This is a genomic window from Streptomyces sp. NBC_00557 (assembly GCF_036345995.1).
Classification (GTDB): domain Bacteria; phylum Actinomycetota; class Actinomycetes; order Streptomycetales; family Streptomycetaceae; genus Streptomyces.
Genome location: NZ_CP107796.1, coordinates 7,919,399 through 7,935,610 on the forward strand (window position 1 = coordinate 7,919,399; position 16,212 = coordinate 7,935,610).

General features: G+C 70.8%; 15 protein-coding genes. 7 read left to right on the top strand and 8 right to left on the bottom strand.

What is annotated here, in order from left to right; genetic code table 11:
- Nucleotides 1-27 precede the first annotated feature (27 nt).
- Nucleotides 28-1,866: a glycoside hydrolase family 15 protein gene (locus OG956_RS35250; RefSeq protein ID WP_330342082.1), complete on the top strand. Its 1,839-nt coding sequence runs from the start codon at nt 28-30 to the stop codon at nt 1,864-1,866.
- Between the two features lie 30 nt (nt 1,867-1,896).
- Here the strand turns inward: OG956_RS35250 and OG956_RS35255 are convergent, their stop codons facing one another.
- Both OG956_RS35255 and OG956_RS35260 read right to left on the bottom strand, forming a co-directional pair.
- On the bottom strand, nt 1,897-2,739 hold the full coding sequence (locus tag OG956_RS35255; RefSeq protein ID WP_330342083.1) for a hypothetical protein: 843 nt from the start codon (nt 2,737-2,739) through the stop codon (nt 1,897-1,899).
- A 236-nt stretch (nt 2,740-2,975) separates the two neighbouring features.
- Nucleotides 2,976-3,419, bottom strand: coding sequence for an NAD(P)-dependent oxidoreductase (locus OG956_RS35260; RefSeq protein ID WP_443065636.1), 444 nt, complete (start codon nt 3,417-3,419; stop codon nt 2,976-2,978).
- Between OG956_RS35260 and OG956_RS35265 the strand changes: the two genes are divergently transcribed.
- Nucleotides 3,400-3,666, top strand: coding sequence for an IclR family transcriptional regulator domain-containing protein (locus OG956_RS35265; RefSeq protein WP_330342084.1), 267 nt, complete (start codon nt 3,400-3,402; stop codon nt 3,664-3,666). The genes OG956_RS35260 and OG956_RS35265 overlap by 20 nt on opposite strands.
- A 172-nt stretch (nt 3,667-3,838) precedes the next feature.
- Here OG956_RS35265 and OG956_RS35270 read toward each other — a convergent pair whose 3' ends face one another.
- From OG956_RS35270 to OG956_RS35280, 3 genes are all read right to left on the bottom strand, one after another.
- Nucleotides 3,839-5,242 (bottom strand): MFS transporter, encoded by a 1,404-nt coding sequence (locus OG956_RS35270; protein ID WP_330342085.1) that lies wholly within the window; start codon nt 5,240-5,242, stop codon nt 3,839-3,841.
- An 84-nt stretch (nt 5,243-5,326) separates the two neighbouring features.
- Nucleotides 5,327-8,395, bottom strand: coding sequence for a DUF3604 domain-containing protein (locus tag OG956_RS35275; RefSeq protein ID WP_330342086.1), 3,069 nt, complete (start codon nt 8,393-8,395; stop codon nt 5,327-5,329).
- 118 nt (nt 8,396-8,513) lie between these two features.
- Nucleotides 8,514-9,425: a LysR family transcriptional regulator gene (locus OG956_RS35280; RefSeq protein ID WP_330342087.1), complete on the bottom strand. Its 912-nt coding sequence runs from the start codon at nt 9,423-9,425 to the stop codon at nt 8,514-8,516.
- A 328-nt stretch (nt 9,426-9,753) separates the two neighbouring features.
- Between OG956_RS35280 and OG956_RS35285 the strand changes: the two genes are divergently transcribed.
- Together OG956_RS35285 and OG956_RS35290 are read left to right on the top strand one after the other, a co-directional pair.
- Nucleotides 9,754-10,176 (top strand): YciI family protein, encoded by a 423-nt coding sequence (locus OG956_RS35285; protein ID WP_330342088.1) that lies wholly within the window; start codon nt 9,754-9,756, stop codon nt 10,174-10,176.
- Nucleotides 10,169-11,326, top strand: a complete 1,158-nt coding sequence (locus OG956_RS35290; protein WP_330342089.1) for an RNA polymerase sigma factor — start codon at nt 10,169-10,171, stop codon at nt 11,324-11,326. Before OG956_RS35285 ends, OG956_RS35290 begins: the two co-directional genes overlap by 8 nt.
- 63 nt (nt 11,327-11,389) lie before the next feature.
- Here OG956_RS35290 and OG956_RS35295 read toward each other — a convergent pair whose 3' ends face one another.
- Complete coding sequence (locus tag OG956_RS35295) at nt 11,390-11,959, bottom strand: dihydrofolate reductase family protein (protein ID WP_330342090.1); 570 nt, start codon at nt 11,957-11,959, stop codon at nt 11,390-11,392.
- A 129-nt stretch (nt 11,960-12,088) separates the two neighbouring features.
- On the opposite strand from OG956_RS35295, the gene OG956_RS35300 reads away from it, so the two are divergent.
- A complete protein-coding gene (locus OG956_RS35300) occupies nt 12,089-12,709 on the top strand; it encodes a TetR/AcrR family transcriptional regulator (RefSeq protein ID WP_330342091.1) in 621 nt (206 codons plus the stop codon).
- A gap of 9 nt (nt 12,710-12,718) precedes the next feature.
- Here OG956_RS35300 and OG956_RS35305 read toward each other — a convergent pair whose 3' ends face one another.
- On the bottom strand, nt 12,719-13,237 hold the full coding sequence (locus OG956_RS35305; protein ID WP_330342092.1) for an NUDIX hydrolase: 519 nt from the start codon (nt 13,235-13,237) through the stop codon (nt 12,719-12,721).
- Nucleotides 13,238-13,531: 294 nt separating this feature from the next.
- Here OG956_RS35305 and OG956_RS35310 point away from each other — a divergent pair, with 294 nt between their 5' ends.
- Nucleotides 13,532-14,359 carry an alpha/beta fold hydrolase gene (locus OG956_RS35310; protein ID WP_330342093.1) on the top strand — a complete coding sequence of 276 codons (828 nt, stop codon included), beginning with the start codon at nt 13,532-13,534 and terminating at the stop codon, nt 14,357-14,359.
- A 31-nt stretch (nt 14,360-14,390) separates the two neighbouring features.
- Here OG956_RS35310 and OG956_RS35315 read toward each other — a convergent pair whose 3' ends face one another.
- The gene (locus tag OG956_RS35315) at nt 14,391-15,029 is read right to left on the bottom strand and encodes an HD domain-containing protein (RefSeq protein WP_330342094.1); all 639 of its coding nucleotides are present in this window, start codon (nt 15,027-15,029) and stop codon (nt 14,391-14,393) included.
- A 137-nt stretch (nt 15,030-15,166) separates the two neighbouring features.
- Between OG956_RS35315 and OG956_RS35320 the strand changes: the two genes are divergently transcribed.
- A complete protein-coding gene (locus tag OG956_RS35320) occupies nt 15,167-16,141 on the top strand; it encodes a GlxA family transcriptional regulator (protein WP_330342095.1) in 975 nt (324 codons plus the stop codon).
- The last annotated feature ends 71 nt before the right edge of the window (nt 16,142-16,212 follow it).

The following is a 16,212-nucleotide window of genomic DNA, read 5'->3' on the forward strand; positions in this document are numbered from 1 at the left end:
GTGAATCTCACACCGACGGGGGCCGCGATGAACGGCTACCCACTCATCGAAAACCACGGTCTCATCGGCGACCTGCAGACCGCGGCGCTCGTCAGCACCGACGGCGTGGTCGACTGGTTCTGCTCCCCGCGCTTCGACTCGCCGAGTGTCTTCGGGGCGCTGCTGGACAAGGACAACGGCGGGCACTGCACGGTACGGCCGGGGCAACAGAGCTATGCGACCAAGCAGTTGTACCTGCCCGACACGGCGGTGCTGGTGACCCGGTTCATGACCGAGGCGGGTGCCGGCGAAGTCGTCGACTTCATGCCCGTGACCGGTACGAACGTCACCACCTGCCACCGGCTGGTGCGTCTGATCCGGTGTGTGCGCGGCACCATGGCGTTCCAGGTGGAGATCGCTCCGCGGTTCGACTACGGCCGGAGGAAGCACGACTTGCACCTCACCCAGAACGGAGCGGTCTTCGCCGCGGACGACGGCACGGAGCTCACCGTGCACCCCATCTGTGAACCGGAGGACCAGCGGCTCCTCGACGTTCTCACGGACCAGGGCGCCGACCTGAACCTGTCGCTGACGCTGCACGCCGGTCAGCAGCGCGGGCTGATCCTGGAGATGGGCGCCGAGGGGCCACCCGACGAGGTCCGCCAGGACACGTACCATCGGCTCTTCGACGAAACCGTGACGTTCTGGAGATCCTGGCTGGCGCAGTCGCGCTACACCGGACGCTGGCGCGAGATGGTGGAGCGTTCCGCGATCACACTGAAGCTCATGACCTTCGCGCCCAGCGGCGCCGTGGTGGCCGCTCCGACGACGGCTCTCCCGGAGCAACTGGGCGGCGAACGCAACTGGGACTACCGCTTCACCTGGATCCGTGACGCCTCCTTCTCGGTGTACGCCCTGCTGGGACTGGGCTTCACCCAGGAGGCAGGGGCGTTCATCGTCTGGCTGACCGACCGGGTCAAGGAGCAGGCCGGCAGCAGCGGGAGCACAGGACCGCTCAACATCATGTACAGAGTGGACGGCTCGTCGGAACTGGACGAGCAGATCCTCGGCCACTGGCAGGGCTATGCGGGCTCCGCGCCGGTACGCATCGGCAACGGAGCCGCGACACAGCTCCAACTGGACATCTACGGCGAGGCGCTGGACAGCATGTTCTTCGCGCAACAGCACGGATTCCAGGTCGGGTACCGGGGGTGGACCGCGATGCGGGCGAACCTGGACTGGCTCGCCGACCACTGGGACCAGGCGGAGGAAGGCATCTGGGAGACGCGGGGCGGGCCCCAGGACTTCACTTACGGCCGGGTGATGTCCTGGGTGGCCTTCGACCGGGCTCTGCGCCTCGCCGAGGCGAAGGGCTGGCCGTCGGCGGCAGGACGGTGGCAGACCGAGCGGGACGCCGTCTACGAACAGGTCATGGAAAAGGGCTGGAGCGAGAAACGGGAGGCCTTCGTCCAGCACTACGGCAGTGACGTACTGGACTCCTCGCTGCTGCGCATGGCGACGGTCGGGTTCCTCAGCCCCGAGGACCCGATATGGTCATCGACCCTGGACGCCATCGAGCGGGAACTGGTCAGCGACAGCCTCGTCTACCGCTACAACCCGGAGGCCTCGCCCGACGGACTGCGTGGCTCGGAGGGCACCTTCTCCCTGTGCACGTTCCTGTACGTGGACGCCCTCGCCCGCGCGGGACGGACGGACAAGGCCCGGCTGGTGTTCGAGAAGATGCTGGGGTACGCCAACCATCTGGGCCTGTACTCGGAAGAGATCGACCTGACTGGACGCCAGCTGGGCAACTTCCCGCAGGCGTTCACGCATCTCGCCCTCATCGACGCGACGCTCACCCTCGACAAGGTGCTGGACGGCCGGTGACACGGAGCGGGCTGGGCGCCGTCGCGGCAACTAGCCGAGCTTCCGCAGCACTTCCGCGACGTTGGCCCGATACGTCCGCAGTGCCCGGAGCCCGGCGGTGTAACGGCCGCGGTGGCGGGCGATGTCCGCCGCCTGCTCCCGGGCCTGTACGGCGTGCCAGATCTCGGCCGTGCGGTGGCGGCGCTTGCAGGTGACGTCCGCGACGGCGGTGGCCCGCTCCCGCTGTGTGTGCCGGGTGTTGCCGCTGTCGTCCCGCCGCCAGGCGTGGTCCGTGTACGCGGCGACGGGGTCCGGGTAGCGGGGGAATCCCTGTGCTGCCACACAGCGGGACCACTGGTTCCAGGCCGCGCGCAGGCGCGGGTCGCGCTTGACCGCCTTGTCGACCTCGATGGCCCGCCGGCTCGCGTACAGCCAGTCGCGCTTGACGTCTATGCCGTGCATCAACTGCCGCTCCGCCGTGGCGTTGCAGGCGGGCCAGTCCGCGTACTCGGCCTCGGTCATGCGGCGGCCGGCGGGCCGGGGGACCATGTGCCGTGCGGGGTCCCAGCCGTAACCCCAGCGGCGGGCCGCGTCGAGATCGAGGACGCCGTAGTCGGTGCCGACCGCGACGGCGACGAAGGGGTCGCTGGGGTAACGGGGGTCGAGCGGGAAGTCCGGGTGGCCGCGGTCCGCCATGCACCGCCGGACCAGCAGGGCCGATGCTCGCTGGGACCGCTGGTAGTCCTGCGGCGTGTACGCGTAGCGGTCGGCCGGCAGGGGGCCGAGGTCCGAGGCCGTGCGCACGACCCCCGGATTTTCCGGGGCGGAGGCGCAGAACGCCGCCACCACTGTCACCGCCGCCGCGGCACCCAGCCGCCACCCCCGTCGTGCCATGGCCAGGGATGCTAGCGGGTGGCGCGCACGCGGTGGGCGGCGGCCCTTCCGGCGGTCCGTGCGCACATGCCGGGCACCGGACACCATGTCACCGCCGCCGCGTCCGGCCGGCTCCTCCCTCCGCGACGGGGCCGCGGAGGGAGGCCGGGCGAGGCCGTCGTCAGCGCGTCGCCGGCGGCCTCACGCGCGGCACGGACAGCCGGGCACGCGCGGCGAGCGCGGGGAAGGAGGACCGCTCAGTCACGGCTGACCGGGTTCAGCAGGGGACGTCCGCTGGCGAAGCGGTGGACCTGCTCGACGATCAGGCGCTCGGCGCGCGGACGGAACGCCGTGGAGCCGCCCCCGACGTGCGGCGTCACGAGGACTCCGGGCGTGTGGCGCAGGGGGTGGCCGGCGGGCAGCGGTTCGGGGTCGACGACGTCGAGGGCGGCCCGGAGCCGTTTGCCGGCCGTCTCGGCGAGCAGGGCTTCGGTGTCCAGCGTGCGGCCCCGCCCGATGTTGACGACCAGTGCCCCGTCGGGCAGTGCGGCGAGTTCCCCGGCACCGAAGAGGCCAACCGTGCCGGGGTTCTCCGGCAGTACGAGCACGACGATGTCCGTCCGGGGGAGCAGATCGGGCAGGTCGGCGCGCGAGCGCCTGCTGTCCGGTCCGCTCCCGGCGGTGACGCCCCGCACCGTCACGGATCCCGACCGGCTCCGCGCCGAACTGGCGCAGGTCCGGGAGCGAGGCTGGGCGGAGGTCGAGGAGGAGAACGAGATCGGCGTCCGCTCGATCGCGGCCGCGCTCCCCGACGCTCCCGACCGCGGCCGCTCTCTGGCCGTCTCCCTGGCGGCCACCGTCATCCTCACCGGCGCCGGACAACTCCGCGCACTGGCCTCTGAGTTGAGGGACTGCGTAGCGGAGATCGCGGCCAGGGTGTCCGCCTGAGACGCATTCCGTTCCCGGGGCCTGCCTGCCGAAATGAGCGGCGGGGCCGCGGCGCGTGTGCGAAGGCCCGCCCGACCGCGGTAGCCGGCGGACCCGGTGGCACGGGAGACGGTCGCAGCAGCACGGAGCCTGGCCGGACCCGCTGAGGGATCCGGCCAGGCGACCCACCGGTCTATTCGGCGAGTGGGGCGGGGTCACCGGGCACCGCCGCCTTCCCGGGGCGCGGGGCGGCGGCCGTTCCCCCGGCGACGGCGCCTCCGGCCTCCTCCAGCGGGCGGTTGCTCGTCTCCTCGGCCCAGGCCAGGCACACCAGCCATCCCGCGGCGGTGATCGCGGCGCCGATCCACATGGTCGTCGCGGTGCCGAGGTGGGTCAGGGAAACCGGGACCAGATAGGTTCCCGCCGCGGCTCCGAAGCGGCTGAGTGCGACGGCCATGCCCACGGCGGAGGCGCGGATGGAGGTGGGGAACAGCTCGTTGGGATAGGCCCATTCGAGGATGTTCGGCGCACCGGAGAAGAGGCCGTACAGGCAGAAGCAGAGGATGACGACGGCCACCGGTGCCGCCGGCCAGAGCCCCAGGATCAGCAGCGGGGGCACCATCGCCGCGAAGGACCAGGTGATCATCCGGCGGCGGCCGACGGTTTCCAGCGCGCGCATGGCAGGCAGGGTGCCGACCAGGAAGAGAAGGGTGATCAGGGCGGAGCCGAGGTTGCTGAGGTTGCCGCTGCCGAGGCCGAAGGCGCCCAGGATGGTGGGCCCGAAGATGTACAGCGCCCACAAGGGGATCACCGCGCAGGTGTAGAAGAGGGCGCAGAACGCCGTACGGCGCATGTAGACGCCGCGGAACAGCTCCGCGACGCTGCCCCGGCGAGCGGTGGAGGAGTGGGCGGCCACCAGGTCCTCGGGGGAGACCCGGACATCCAGCACCCGGGCGATGAGGGCGCTGGCCTCTTCCGGGCGTCCCTTGGCGACCAGCCAGCGCGGGGACTCCGGGGTGCCGTGGCGCAGGGCGATGACGGCCGCGGACACGAGGGCCGCGCTGGCGAGCATCCATCGCCAGGCGCCGTGGCCGGCGGTCTGGGCGAGCGCGTAGCCGACGAAGTACGCGCCCGCGGCGCCCGCGTACCAGGCGATGATCAGGACGCCCATCATCCGTGCCCGCTGCTGTTTGGGCACCCACTCGGTGAGCAGGGAGGTGGCGATGGGATAGTCGGCGCCGATCGCGAATCCGACGATCAGTCTCAGGGCGATGAGCTGCCACGCCGAGGTGACGAAGGCGCAGGCCGCGGAGGCGGTGAGCAGCACGGCCAGGTCGATGACGTACATGACCCGGCGCCCCACCCGGTCGGTCACCGGGCCGATGATCAGCCCGCCGAAGAACATGCCGACCAGTGCGGCCACGCCGATCATCGCGGTCTCGGTGCTGCCGAGTCCGAGGTCGGCGCCGATGCCGGAGAGGGCGATGCCGATGATCGACAGGAGGTAGCCGTCGAGGAGGGGGCCTCCGCTGCAGGCCACGGCGAGTTTGCGGTGGAAGCGGCTCATGGGTGCTTCGTCGATGGCGGTGAGGTGCATGGCTGTTCCCTGGGGACGGAGGGCGGGGGAGGGGGAAGAAACGGGGCCGTGGCGCCTGGTCAGGGGCGCCCGCTTGAAGAGCCGTCAGGACAGCGGGGCGACCCAGATCGGCGACGACCAGGCCATCTCGCCGTCCGTCTGGTAGACGCGGACGTAGTACCAGGTGGGGCCTTCGGGGCGGTCCGTCCAGCGCAGCCGGTGCTCGCTGCCGCCCAGGCCGGTCAGTCCGCCCACGCCCGGCTGCAGGTGGAAGCGGCCGTCCACCTCGACCGGCACCTCGACCACCCCGTCACGCAACTCGCCGAGCGTGGTGGCCGATTCGCCGTGCGCGGTCTTCACGCGTACGACGGCGTCGTCCGGTCCCGTCAGGGTGATCTCGATGCCACCGCGCTGCGCGCCATAGGGTTCGCCGAAGCTCTTGGTCTGCGCCGACCAGCTGACCCACTGCTCGCCCGCCTCGGTGATCTCCGGGCTCCAGTAGGGGGTTTGCAGCACCCGGCCGCCCTCGACGGCGAGGCTGCCGCTCCAGTCGGTGGTGGCGTGCCCGCGGCCCCACTCCAGCCGCAGAGGCACGGCGTTCCACCCGTCCGGCAGTCCCAGGTCCGGCGTGACGACGTGCACCGTCTCACCCTCGCGTACGACGTCGACGCGGGCGATCTCTCCGTATCCGCGGACGTACGCCTCCAGCTCGACGGGCCCGTCCGTGCTCAGCTCGCCGCCCATGAAGGTGCCGCCGATGCGGAAGTCGACGAGGATGTCGCGGGTGGTGGCGGCGAACACCCGGCGTGCGTGCAGGGCCTCGAAGACCGACCGGCGGTCGAGGCGTTCCGCGAAGGCGCCCACGTAACTGGCGCCGTGTCCGTGGTCGGAGGAGGCGATCAGGCCGTAGCGGTAGCCGCGGCGCAGGCCGTCCGCGACGAAGGTGCCGGGCAGGGTCCCGTCGGAGTACTGGCGGAAGCAGCCGTCGGCCTCGTAGTTGCCCCGGCACGCCTGGAACACCTCGACCAGGCGCATGGCTTCGGGGTCGTGGTAGTCCCAGTCGAAGGGGACCATCGCCGAGCCGGGGTGGTGGGGGATCGTGATGGCCGGGAAGTCCGGGTGTTCGCGCAGCCTGCTCCACAGTTCTGAGGGCGTGGCGGAGCCTTCGGCGTACGAGGAGTAGATGGGCGCCCCGCGTCGGACCGAGCCGAAGATGACGTTCTGGTGCCCGGTCATGCCCGTCCACTCGAAGCCGTACAGCGGGATGAAGCGGTCGTCGATGCGGAACAGGTCGGCGATCTTCTGGATGTTCCACCACTGGTAGTCGCTGCTGTTCTCGGAATGGTCGGTGACCGCCCAGAAGTCGTACTCGCAGATGTCCCAGGAGTAGCGGTAGAAGTCCTCCAGCGAGGGTTCGTCGCCGGAGGTGCAGCGGCTGATCAGCGAGTGGCGGTGCAAGTCACCCCAGTACAGGGAGAGTTGCCGGTCGCCGACGGTCGTGTGGTAACGGTCGCGCTCGGCGGCGACCCAGGTGCGCGCCTCGCGTCGCCGGGCGCTGTGCACGACGGGAAGCCGGTGCGGCGCCCGCGCCGGGCCGCCGCTGCCCGGCACCACGGCGCTGCGGACGGCGCCGCTGCCGTGCATGCTGTGCCAGATGACATCACCGTGGTGCTCGAGGAGGAAGGGGCACTCGCGTCCGCCGAAGCCCTCGGTCCAGGTCAGGCCGCGTTCCTTGCGGCCGTCCGTCTGCCAGGAGACCAGCGCGCCGTCGGGCAGCGGGGCGAGGGCGACCTCCTCCAGGGTGCCGTCGCTTTCCGCGTACGTCGTCGGCGCCGACCAGCCGTCCGGCCCCAGGGTCTGGGTGGCGACCTCCCAGTAGTACGTCATCAGGGGCAGGCGGCGGTGGATGCGGTAGGCGACGGTGAGCCCGCCCCGGGCGTCCGCGGCCAGCCGCGGCAGGCCGCCGGGGACCACGTCCAGCGCAGCGGCGAGTTCGCCCTCGGCCTCGGCCACGCCGTCCTCCTCGACGCGCACGACGCGGAGCGACGCGGCGATCTCGGGCAGCAGCTCGGGCGGGACCGAGTCGCCGCTCTCCCGCATGCCCTCCGGCTTGTACGGCTGGGACAGTTCGGCCGTGGCCCGCAGCCGGGTCGGCCCCGAACCGCCGTGGCCGTGCACGGTGATGACGTCGAAGGCGCACCACACGGCGCCGTCGGCCGTGACCGCCACCGACGGGTGCAGGGCGTAGTCGCTGCCGGAGCTGATCGGGCGGATATCCGAGAGCGTGCCGTCGGCGTGCGTGCGCCGTACGACGATCCGGTACGAGCCGTTGTGGTACTCGGTCCAGGCGTAGACCGTGCCTCCGCCGGGCAGGGCGGCCGTCGACGGATCCCACACGTTCGCCGCCGAGCCGTCGCTGACCAGCCGGGTCGCGGACCAGACCCCGTCCTTCCAGCGGCGCGCGTGGATGCCGAACCGGCCGCCGGTCCGCCCCTGCCAGCACACCTCGACGCTGCCGTCGGCGTGTGCGACCGCCTCCTGGTTGAACGAAGGGTGCTCGGTGGTGCTCACCAGCTCCTCGGGCAGCCATCGCCCGCCCTCGTACCGGCGCGCCCACACGCTCACGGCCCCGTCGTCGGCCCGCGCGAAGCAGACCCAGGGGCGGCCCGCGGCGTCGAACAGCGCCGTCGGCCGGAAACAGTCCGCGGGCTCACCGGTCAGCGCCACCGCATCGGCCTTGCCGGTGGGACCGTCCGTCACAGTGGCGAACACCCGCTCGCCGGCGTCCTTCTCCCACTCCACCCACGTGTGCAGCACCCGCCCGTCCGCCGCGACCGCCACTGCCGGGCGGGCCGCGGCTCCGCAACCGCCGACGGCGTGGCTCTCGGCCCGGCGGTGCCCGGGCAGCCGGGGCGCCTCCCGCAGAGCGGCATCCGCGGTGCGTATGAACTCCGGGAGCCTGCCCGCGCCCTCGTCCACCCACATGTAGCGCATGGGGTCGGGGTCGAGGAGCGCCTCCACCGCCGACACGTCACGGCAGTCGTCGATGGCGTGCGACAGCCTGCGGTTGAAGGCCAGGACGAGTTCCAGGTCGGCCCGTTGCTGCTCGGTGTACTCACCTCGGTGGTGGTCCACGCCGCAGTGGTGGTGATGGTGGTGGTGTGAGTGGCCCATGGGCGCTCCTTCCGCTCAGGGCACCACGCTCGCGGAGCGACCAGGGGCGGGCAACGGCGTCGGCGACCCGTACGCGAAGAACCTGTCACCGGAAGCGATAGAAAGGATCTATCGCTTGTCAAACTCCGGTATCACGCTGTTCGCACACCGATGCTCCGGCGGCCTGACGGGTCACGTCGACGAAAGCCTGGGCGCCGGGCGACAGTTGTCCGCGCCGCCACATCAGCCAGACCGGCCGGGTCAGCCGGGGGCGGGTCGTCAGGGCCACCGCGCCGCGCCGGGCCGCGTCCTCGGCCAGTGAGCGGGGCAGGAGTGTCGCACCGGCACCGGCCAGGACCAGCGGGACGACCGCGGCCTGGTGCACGGTCTCCACGGCGATCCGCGGACTCCTGCCCTTGGCACCCAGGGCCTGGTCCATCAGCGCGCGGGTGGCGGTGCCCGGCGCGGTCGCCACCAGGTCGAGCCGGGCCACCTCCGCGAGCGCCACCGGCCCCGCCTGCGGGAAGGGCTCGCGGCGCGGTACCACCACCAGGATCTCCTGACGGCACACCCGGAGGGCCTCCACGGCCGTGCCGCCCCACTTCTTGTCCGCCAGCCCCAGTTCGCACTCACCGGTGCGCACCATCTCGGCGGTCGCGGGTACGTCCGGTGGTTCCACGATGACGATGTCGATCGCGGGATGACGCCGCCGGAACACGCCGACGAGCCCCGCCAGCGGATCGACCGCCAGCGTCGTCGGCGCGACGATGTCCAGTCGGCCGCCCGCGAGACCGGCGATGGTGTGCACCACCGACCGCGCGGTCTCCATGTCCCGCATGATCTGCCGGGCGGGAGCGACGAACGCCTCGCCCGCCGGGGTCAGCGCGACCCCGCGGCCGAGGCGGTGGAACAGCGGCGTGCCCAGCTCCCGCTCCAGCAGCCGTATCGAGTGCGACAGCGACGGCTGCGCCACGAGCAGGGTACGGGCGGCACTGGTGAAGCTGCGGTGCGAGGCCACCGCGAGGAAGTACTCGAGCTGACGGCGTTCCATAGAGGGTTTCTATCGCCCTAACGGCGTAGCAGACCAGGAGATGCGCACCGCACGACCGCCTTGACGTGCTCAGTTCGGCTCAGGGGCCGACCACGGCCCGCAGCCTGCCCCGGCCGCCCTCGCGACGAGGCCGGTCAACCCGGCACCGGACCGGTGCCGACCGTCCTGGCCGGGGAGGGCGAGCAGTACCTCATCCGCAGCGAGGCTCCGGCCGGACGACGCCGGGGCCCGAAAAAATTTCGGACGGCGATGTCGAGAACCCGTAATCGGCTCCGTCCCCGAGGTGAACGCGACCACAATGGGTCGCACCAGTACGAGGAGAGTCACAATGGCGAAGTACCTGCTTCTCAAGCACTACCGAGGCGCCCCGGCAGCGGTCAACGACGTGCCGATGGAGCAGTGGACGCCTGAGGAGATCTCGGCGCACGTGCAGTACATGCGGGACTTCGCGGACCGGCTGGTGCAGACCGGGGAGTACGTCGACGGGCAGGCGCTGGCTCCCGAGGGGACCTGGGTGCGGTACGACGGCGAGGGGCGCCCGCCCGTGACCGACGGGCCGTTCGCCGAGACCAAGGACCTCATCGCCGGGTGGATGGTGATCGACGTCGACAGCCACGAGCGGGCCGTCGAGCTGGCGGGGGAGCTGTCGGCCGCGCCCGGGGCCGGCGGGAAGCCGATCCACGAATGGCTGGAGCTGCGCCCGTTCCTCGCCGCGCCGCCCACCGTCACGGAGTGCCACCCCGGTGGATGAGGCACTCCTCAGAAGGCTCACCCCGAGCGTGCTCACCGTCCTCGTCCGCCGCGGGGCCGACTTCGCGGCGGCCGAGGACGCCGTACAGGACGCGCTGGTGGAGGCCCTCCGGGTCTGGCCGGCCGATCCGCCACGGGACGCGAAGGGCTGGCTGGTGACCGTGGCCTGGCGGAAGTTCCTCGACCAGACCCGCGCGGACACCGCACGCCGCCGCCGCGAGGACCGCGTCGAGGAGGAACCGGCTCCCGGGCCCGCGCCCGCTGTGGACGACACGCTCCAGCTCTACTTCCTGTGCGCCCACCCCTCCCTCACCCCGTCCTCCGCCGTGGCCCTCACCCTGCGCGCGGTCGGCGGACTCACCACCCGGCAGATCGCCCAGGCTTACCTGGTGCCCGAGGCGACCATGGCCCAGCGCATCAGCCGGGCCAAGCGGACCGTGGCCGGCGTGCGGTTCGACCAGCCCGGCGACGTCGCCACCGTGCTGCGCGTCCTCTACCTGGTCTTCAACGAGGGTTACTCCGGTGACGTCGACCTCGCCGCGGAGGCCATCCGGCTCACCCGGCAGCTCGCGGCCAGGGTCGACCACCCCGAGGTGGCCGGGCTGCTCGCCCTCATGCTGCTGCACCACGCCCGGCGCGCCGCCCGTACCGCAGCCGACGGCAGCCTGGTCCCCCTCGCCGAACAGAACCGCCGTCGGTGGGACACGCGCCTGATCGCCGAAGGCATCGAGATCCTTCAGGCGGCCCTGGCCCGCGACCGGCTGGGCGAGTTCCAGGCGCAGGCCGCCATCGCCGCCCTCCACGCCGACGCGCCGACCGCCGAGGAGACCGACTGGGTGCAGATCGTCGAGTGGTACGACGAACTCGCCCGCCTGACCGACAGCCCCGTCGTCCGGCTCAACCGCGCGGTCGCCGTCGGCGAGGCGGACGGACCGCGCGCCGGCCTGGCCGCGCTCGCCGAGGTGGACACCTCCCTGCCTCGCCACACCGCGGTGGCCGCCTACCTCCACGAGCGCGACGGCGACCTGACCACGGCGGCACGGCTGTACGCCGAGGCGGCCCACGCGGCTCCGAACCTCGCCGAACGCGACCACCTGACCCGCCAGGCCGCCCGTCTCAACGCCCGCCTCAACGCTCGCCGACGCCCCTGACACACGGGAGACGCAGGGGCGGCGCCGGCATGCGTGCCCGAGGAGTGGTGACGGCCCGCCCTGTCATTTCCTCGTGTAGGTGACGATGCTGACGCCGGAGTCGAAGTCGCGGCGCGCGACGGGCAGAAACCCGGTGGGAGCGAACGGGCCGTCGAACAGCGGGATGCCGGAGCCGACGACGACCGGGTTGCGCTTGATGATCAGTTCGTCGATCTCGGTGCGGAGCGCGGCGGCCAGCTTGCCGCCGCCGGCGAGCCAGATGCCCAGCCCGTCCTGCTGCTTCAGCTCGCGGACCAGCGCCGCGGGGTCGTCGGCGATGATCTCCACCGCGGGGTCGGTGGCGTGCAGGGTGCGGGAGACGACGTACTGCTCGAGGTGGGCGTAGGGGCTGGTGATGCCTGCGCTGAGGGCCGGCTCGTAGGTCCCGCGACCCATGATCACGGTGTCGAAGTGCCGGGGCGAGGTGGCGGTCAGGCCGAGCGGCCCGCGGACGTGCACCGGCATCGTCTCGGGATACTCGGCGAGGATCGCCTCCCGTACCTCCCCCTCGAAGGGAAGGAAGTCGTAACTGCCGTCCGGACCGGCGATGCAGCCGTCGAGGCTGGCAGCGACGTAGTAGGTGAGCTTGCGCATCCAGGTCTCTTTTCCTGTGGACTGCACGGCGGGCGTCCTGCCCGCATCATTTGATGTACTCTGTTTGAAGTGGTTTGACCGTAGTACTTCAACTGAAGTGATGTCAATGAGTTCTCCGAGGAGCTGCCGATGCGTCAGAACCCGGCCCGCCGCACCGCTTTGCTCGATGCCGCCATCGAGGTTCTCGCCCGCGAGGGTTCTCGGGGCCTGACGCTGCGCGCCGTCGACAAGGAGGCGGCCGTGCCCACCGGGACGGCGTCCAACTACTTCACCAACCGCACCGACCTGCTGGCCCAGGTCATGAGGCGCACCCGCGAGCGTCTGACTCCGGACCCGGCCGAAGTGGCCGGCACGCTGAACGCCGAGCCGTCACATGAGGTGGTCAGAACTCTGATGCTGCAGCTGGTCGACCGCATGCGCCGTGACCGCAGCAGTCACCTGGCCATGCTCGAGCTGCGCCTGGAAGCCACCCGGCGGCCCGAACTGCATGCGGAGCTGGCGCGTTTCTTCACCGCCGAGCTCGACGCCAACATCGACTTCCACCTGGGCCACGGTCTGCCCGGGGATCGCACCGGCGTGGTCGTGCTCTATCTGGCCATGCTGGGACTGATCGTCGACGACCTGACCGTCCCGGAAGTCCTCCGGCCGCACCAGCTCGACGCCCTGGTCGACACCATGGTGACGCGCCTTCTCCCCGCGGAAGCGCGCTCAGACGGCCGAAACGCTGAGAAGTTCACGAACAGGCCCTGAGCGCGTTCTTCAACCTTCGGCTGCGCCGTGGCGGGTACTTGCTGGCGTGTCGCGGCTGAGTTCTGCGAGGCGGGCGTCCAGCGGCTGGAGTCGCCCCGGCAGCGGTTCTCGGGGGTCCCACCACCGGATGGCCGCGATCTCGTCATTCGGGCGGAACGAGGGCGAGACGCCGGCGGCCTGGCCGGCGAACAGGGCGCCGTATTCGGCCCGTTGGCCGGGTGCCAGAGTGAAGCCGGCGAAGCCGACGAAGCGGAGCTGCCCGTCGGGCACGTGGTCGGTTTCCTCCAGCAGCTCGCGCGCGGCTGCCTGGCGAGGGGTTTCGCCGGGGTCGATCAGCCCGCCCGGCAGTTCCCAGGCCTGCCGGAACCGGTTGAAGGCCATCAAGACCCGATCGCCGTGCCACAGGGCCACCAGGGCAAGGGGCAAGGGTGCGTCCGTGGGCGGCCTGTCCTCCGGTCCCGGGACGAAGGAGACCAGGGCGTTGCCGTGGTCGTCGGCGGCCAGCGGTGGGGAGTGGGGAGCAACCACCCTGACATGATGCCCGCCCGGCTCCGGCAATAGCCCCAGCCATGCGGTGCATGGCTCGTGTGATCACAACACCCAGGACCCCTTGAGCAGGCCTGCTGCCGGCCCGACGCGCTCAAGGGTGTCGTTCCGAGTAGCGTAGGAGACACGACGTGCTGCTCGGCCGCCTTCCGGTGCGGGCCTCTCCGCGGCCCCCGATGCGCGTCCGCTGCCGGCCGTGGGGTGCCGTTCCGCCCACGGCTCGGGCACTGAACTCCATGCGGCGCGAATTTCGCAACAAGTGCGAGAGAGACAATCATGCCCTTTGCCACTGCCAAGGACGGCACTCACATTTATTTCAAGGACTGGGGATCCGGCCCGGCGGTCGTCTTCTCCCACGGCTGGCCTCTGACCGCGGACGCCTGGGATCCGCAGCTGAAACTCATGGCGGACAACGGCTTCAGGGCCGTGGCCCACGACCGGCGCGGGGGCGGACGCTCGGACCAGCCGTGGCAAGGGAACGACCTCGACACGTACGCCGAGGACCTGGCCTCTGTCATCGAGGCTCTCGACCTCAGCGACGTCATCCTGGTCGGTCACTCGACCGGTGGGGGAGAGGTCACACGCTATATCGGCCGGCACGGCTCGGGCCGCGTCGCCAAGGCGGTCCTGCTCGGCGCCATCCCCCCGCTGATGCTGAAGACGGAAGCGAACCCGGAGGGGCAGCCGATCGAGGCCTTCGACGAGATCAGAAAAGGCGTCCTGACGGACCGTTCCCAGTTCTACAAGGAACTCAGCGCCTCCTTCTACGGCGCCAACCGCGAGGGATCGAACGTTTCCCAGGGGACCCGCGACGAGTTCTGGCTCTGGAGTATGTCGGTGGGTATCAAAGGCGCCTACGACTGCGTCAAGGCATTCTCCGAGACGGACCTCACCGAGGACCTCAAGAAATTCGACATCCCGACGCTTATCATTCACGGCGACGACGACCAGATCGTTCCCATCGTGGCATCCGCGAACAAGTCGTCCAAGCTCGTCAAGGACGTGACCTTCAAGGTCTATCCGGGTGCACCGCACGGGTTGTCGATGGTTCCCGAGTTCGCGGAGAGGTTCGACGCCGACCTTCTCGAATTCGCACGCGGCTGACCGGTCACGCCGGCGCAGGACGGTGTGCCCGTCACTCGGACCAGGGTGAATCCATGACGCGCTCGACCATGCTCGTGCGCCGGAAACCTGGAACGAAGTGCTCCAGGACGTCCTGGTTCACAGTGCCGTAGGTGGTGTCGGGACGGTTTTTGAGTCCTTCGACGAAAGCCTGCAAAAACTCGTTCTTGAAGTCGCCCCGCGGATGGACGGCAGTGATCTTCTCGACCTCTCCGGGATCCAGCCTGTCCAGGCCCACGCCGATCACATCGGTCAGTACCCCGTGGTTCGTGGCCGCGATCTCCGGCCCCAGCCGGCCCGGAATCTCCGGCGTCGTGTGCAGCGCAATCGCCATCCACACCGTGTCGGCGGCCGCCGTCGACAGACCATGGCTGAGCAGGAACTTCCGCGCGTGGTCGGCGCCGTCGATCTCGAACCGCTGCTCCTTGTCGGAAAACGGCGTCAAGAGGCCGGAATCGTGGAAAAGCGCCGACACGTAGAGCAGCTCGGGATCGGGTTCCAGACCGAGTGCGCGAGCCTGGAGCACGCCGAAAAAGTAGACGCGCCGGGAGTGGTGGAACAGAAGGGGACTTGTTGTCTCCCGGATGTGCCGGGTGGCTTCGGCGGCCGCCGGGGTGTCGGGAACCTCGACGCCTGCGATCATTTCGGTCATGAGGCCGAATCCTTCCGGTATCTTTTTCGTACTGCACTGGACGGATGCGCTCCTCCACGGTGCCGACCACCGGGCCTTCCGCGCCGCCTCGGTCCGGCCGTGAACCACCCGAATCCAGACAGGCGAGAAAGGTGACGATGAGCTCCCACACCCATCGGGTCGTGATCCTGGTCTACGACGGGGTCAAACTGCTGGACGTCGCCGGTCCCGCCGAGGTGTTCACCGAGGCGAATCGGTTCGGGGCCCACTACCGCGTCCTGCTGGTGTCACCGGGCGGTGCCGACGTCGTCGCATCGAACGGGATCCGGATCTCGGTCGACGGCGATGCCGAATCCGGGGCCGCCGCTCACACGTTCCTTGTGGCCGGCGCGGACGTCTACCCGAGTACCCCCGTCGCCCGTGATCTGGCCCGGGCCGCCCGAAACCTGTCCGGGCAAGCGACGAGGACCGCCTCGATCTGCACGGGAGCCTTCATCCTCGGCGCCGCCGGTCTGCTGGACGGCAAGCGTGCGACCACTCACTGGAAGGTCACCGATCAGCTCGCCGCGCGCTGCCCGGGCACCCGCGTGGAACCCGACGCGATCTATGTACGAGACGGCGCCGTCTACACCTCGGCGGGCGTCACCGCCGGCATCGACCTGGCACTGGCCCTGGTGGAGGAGGACCACGGCCCCGACCTGACTCGCGACGTGGCCCGCGCCCTGGTGGTCTACCTGCAGCGGTCGGGCGGCCAGTCGCAGTTCTCCGCCCCGCTGCAAGGATCAACGCCCCGCACGCCGGCACTGCGCAAGATCACCGACCTGGTCACCGCGGATCCCTCGGGGAACCACTCACTCGGCGAGCTCGCCAGGCACCTCAACGTGAGCCCTCGCCACCTCACCCGGCTCTTCCGCGACGAGCTGTCCACCACCCCGGCCCGCTACGTGGAATCGATCCGCTTCGACATGGCGAAAGCCCTCCTCGACCAGGGGTACACCGCCACGCAGGCGGCCGCCCTCGCCGGTTTCCCCAGCTACGAAAGTCTGCGAAGAGTGTTCGCCAGGGAGCTGTCGATCAGCCCCGCGGCCTACCAGCGCCGCTTCGCCACGGCACACCGCGATGACGGTGGGTAGACGCTCACGCCCGCCGGCATCCGCCGGCCACCCCTGGGGTGTGGAGCGCGGAAGTCCACCGACCGGCCCGG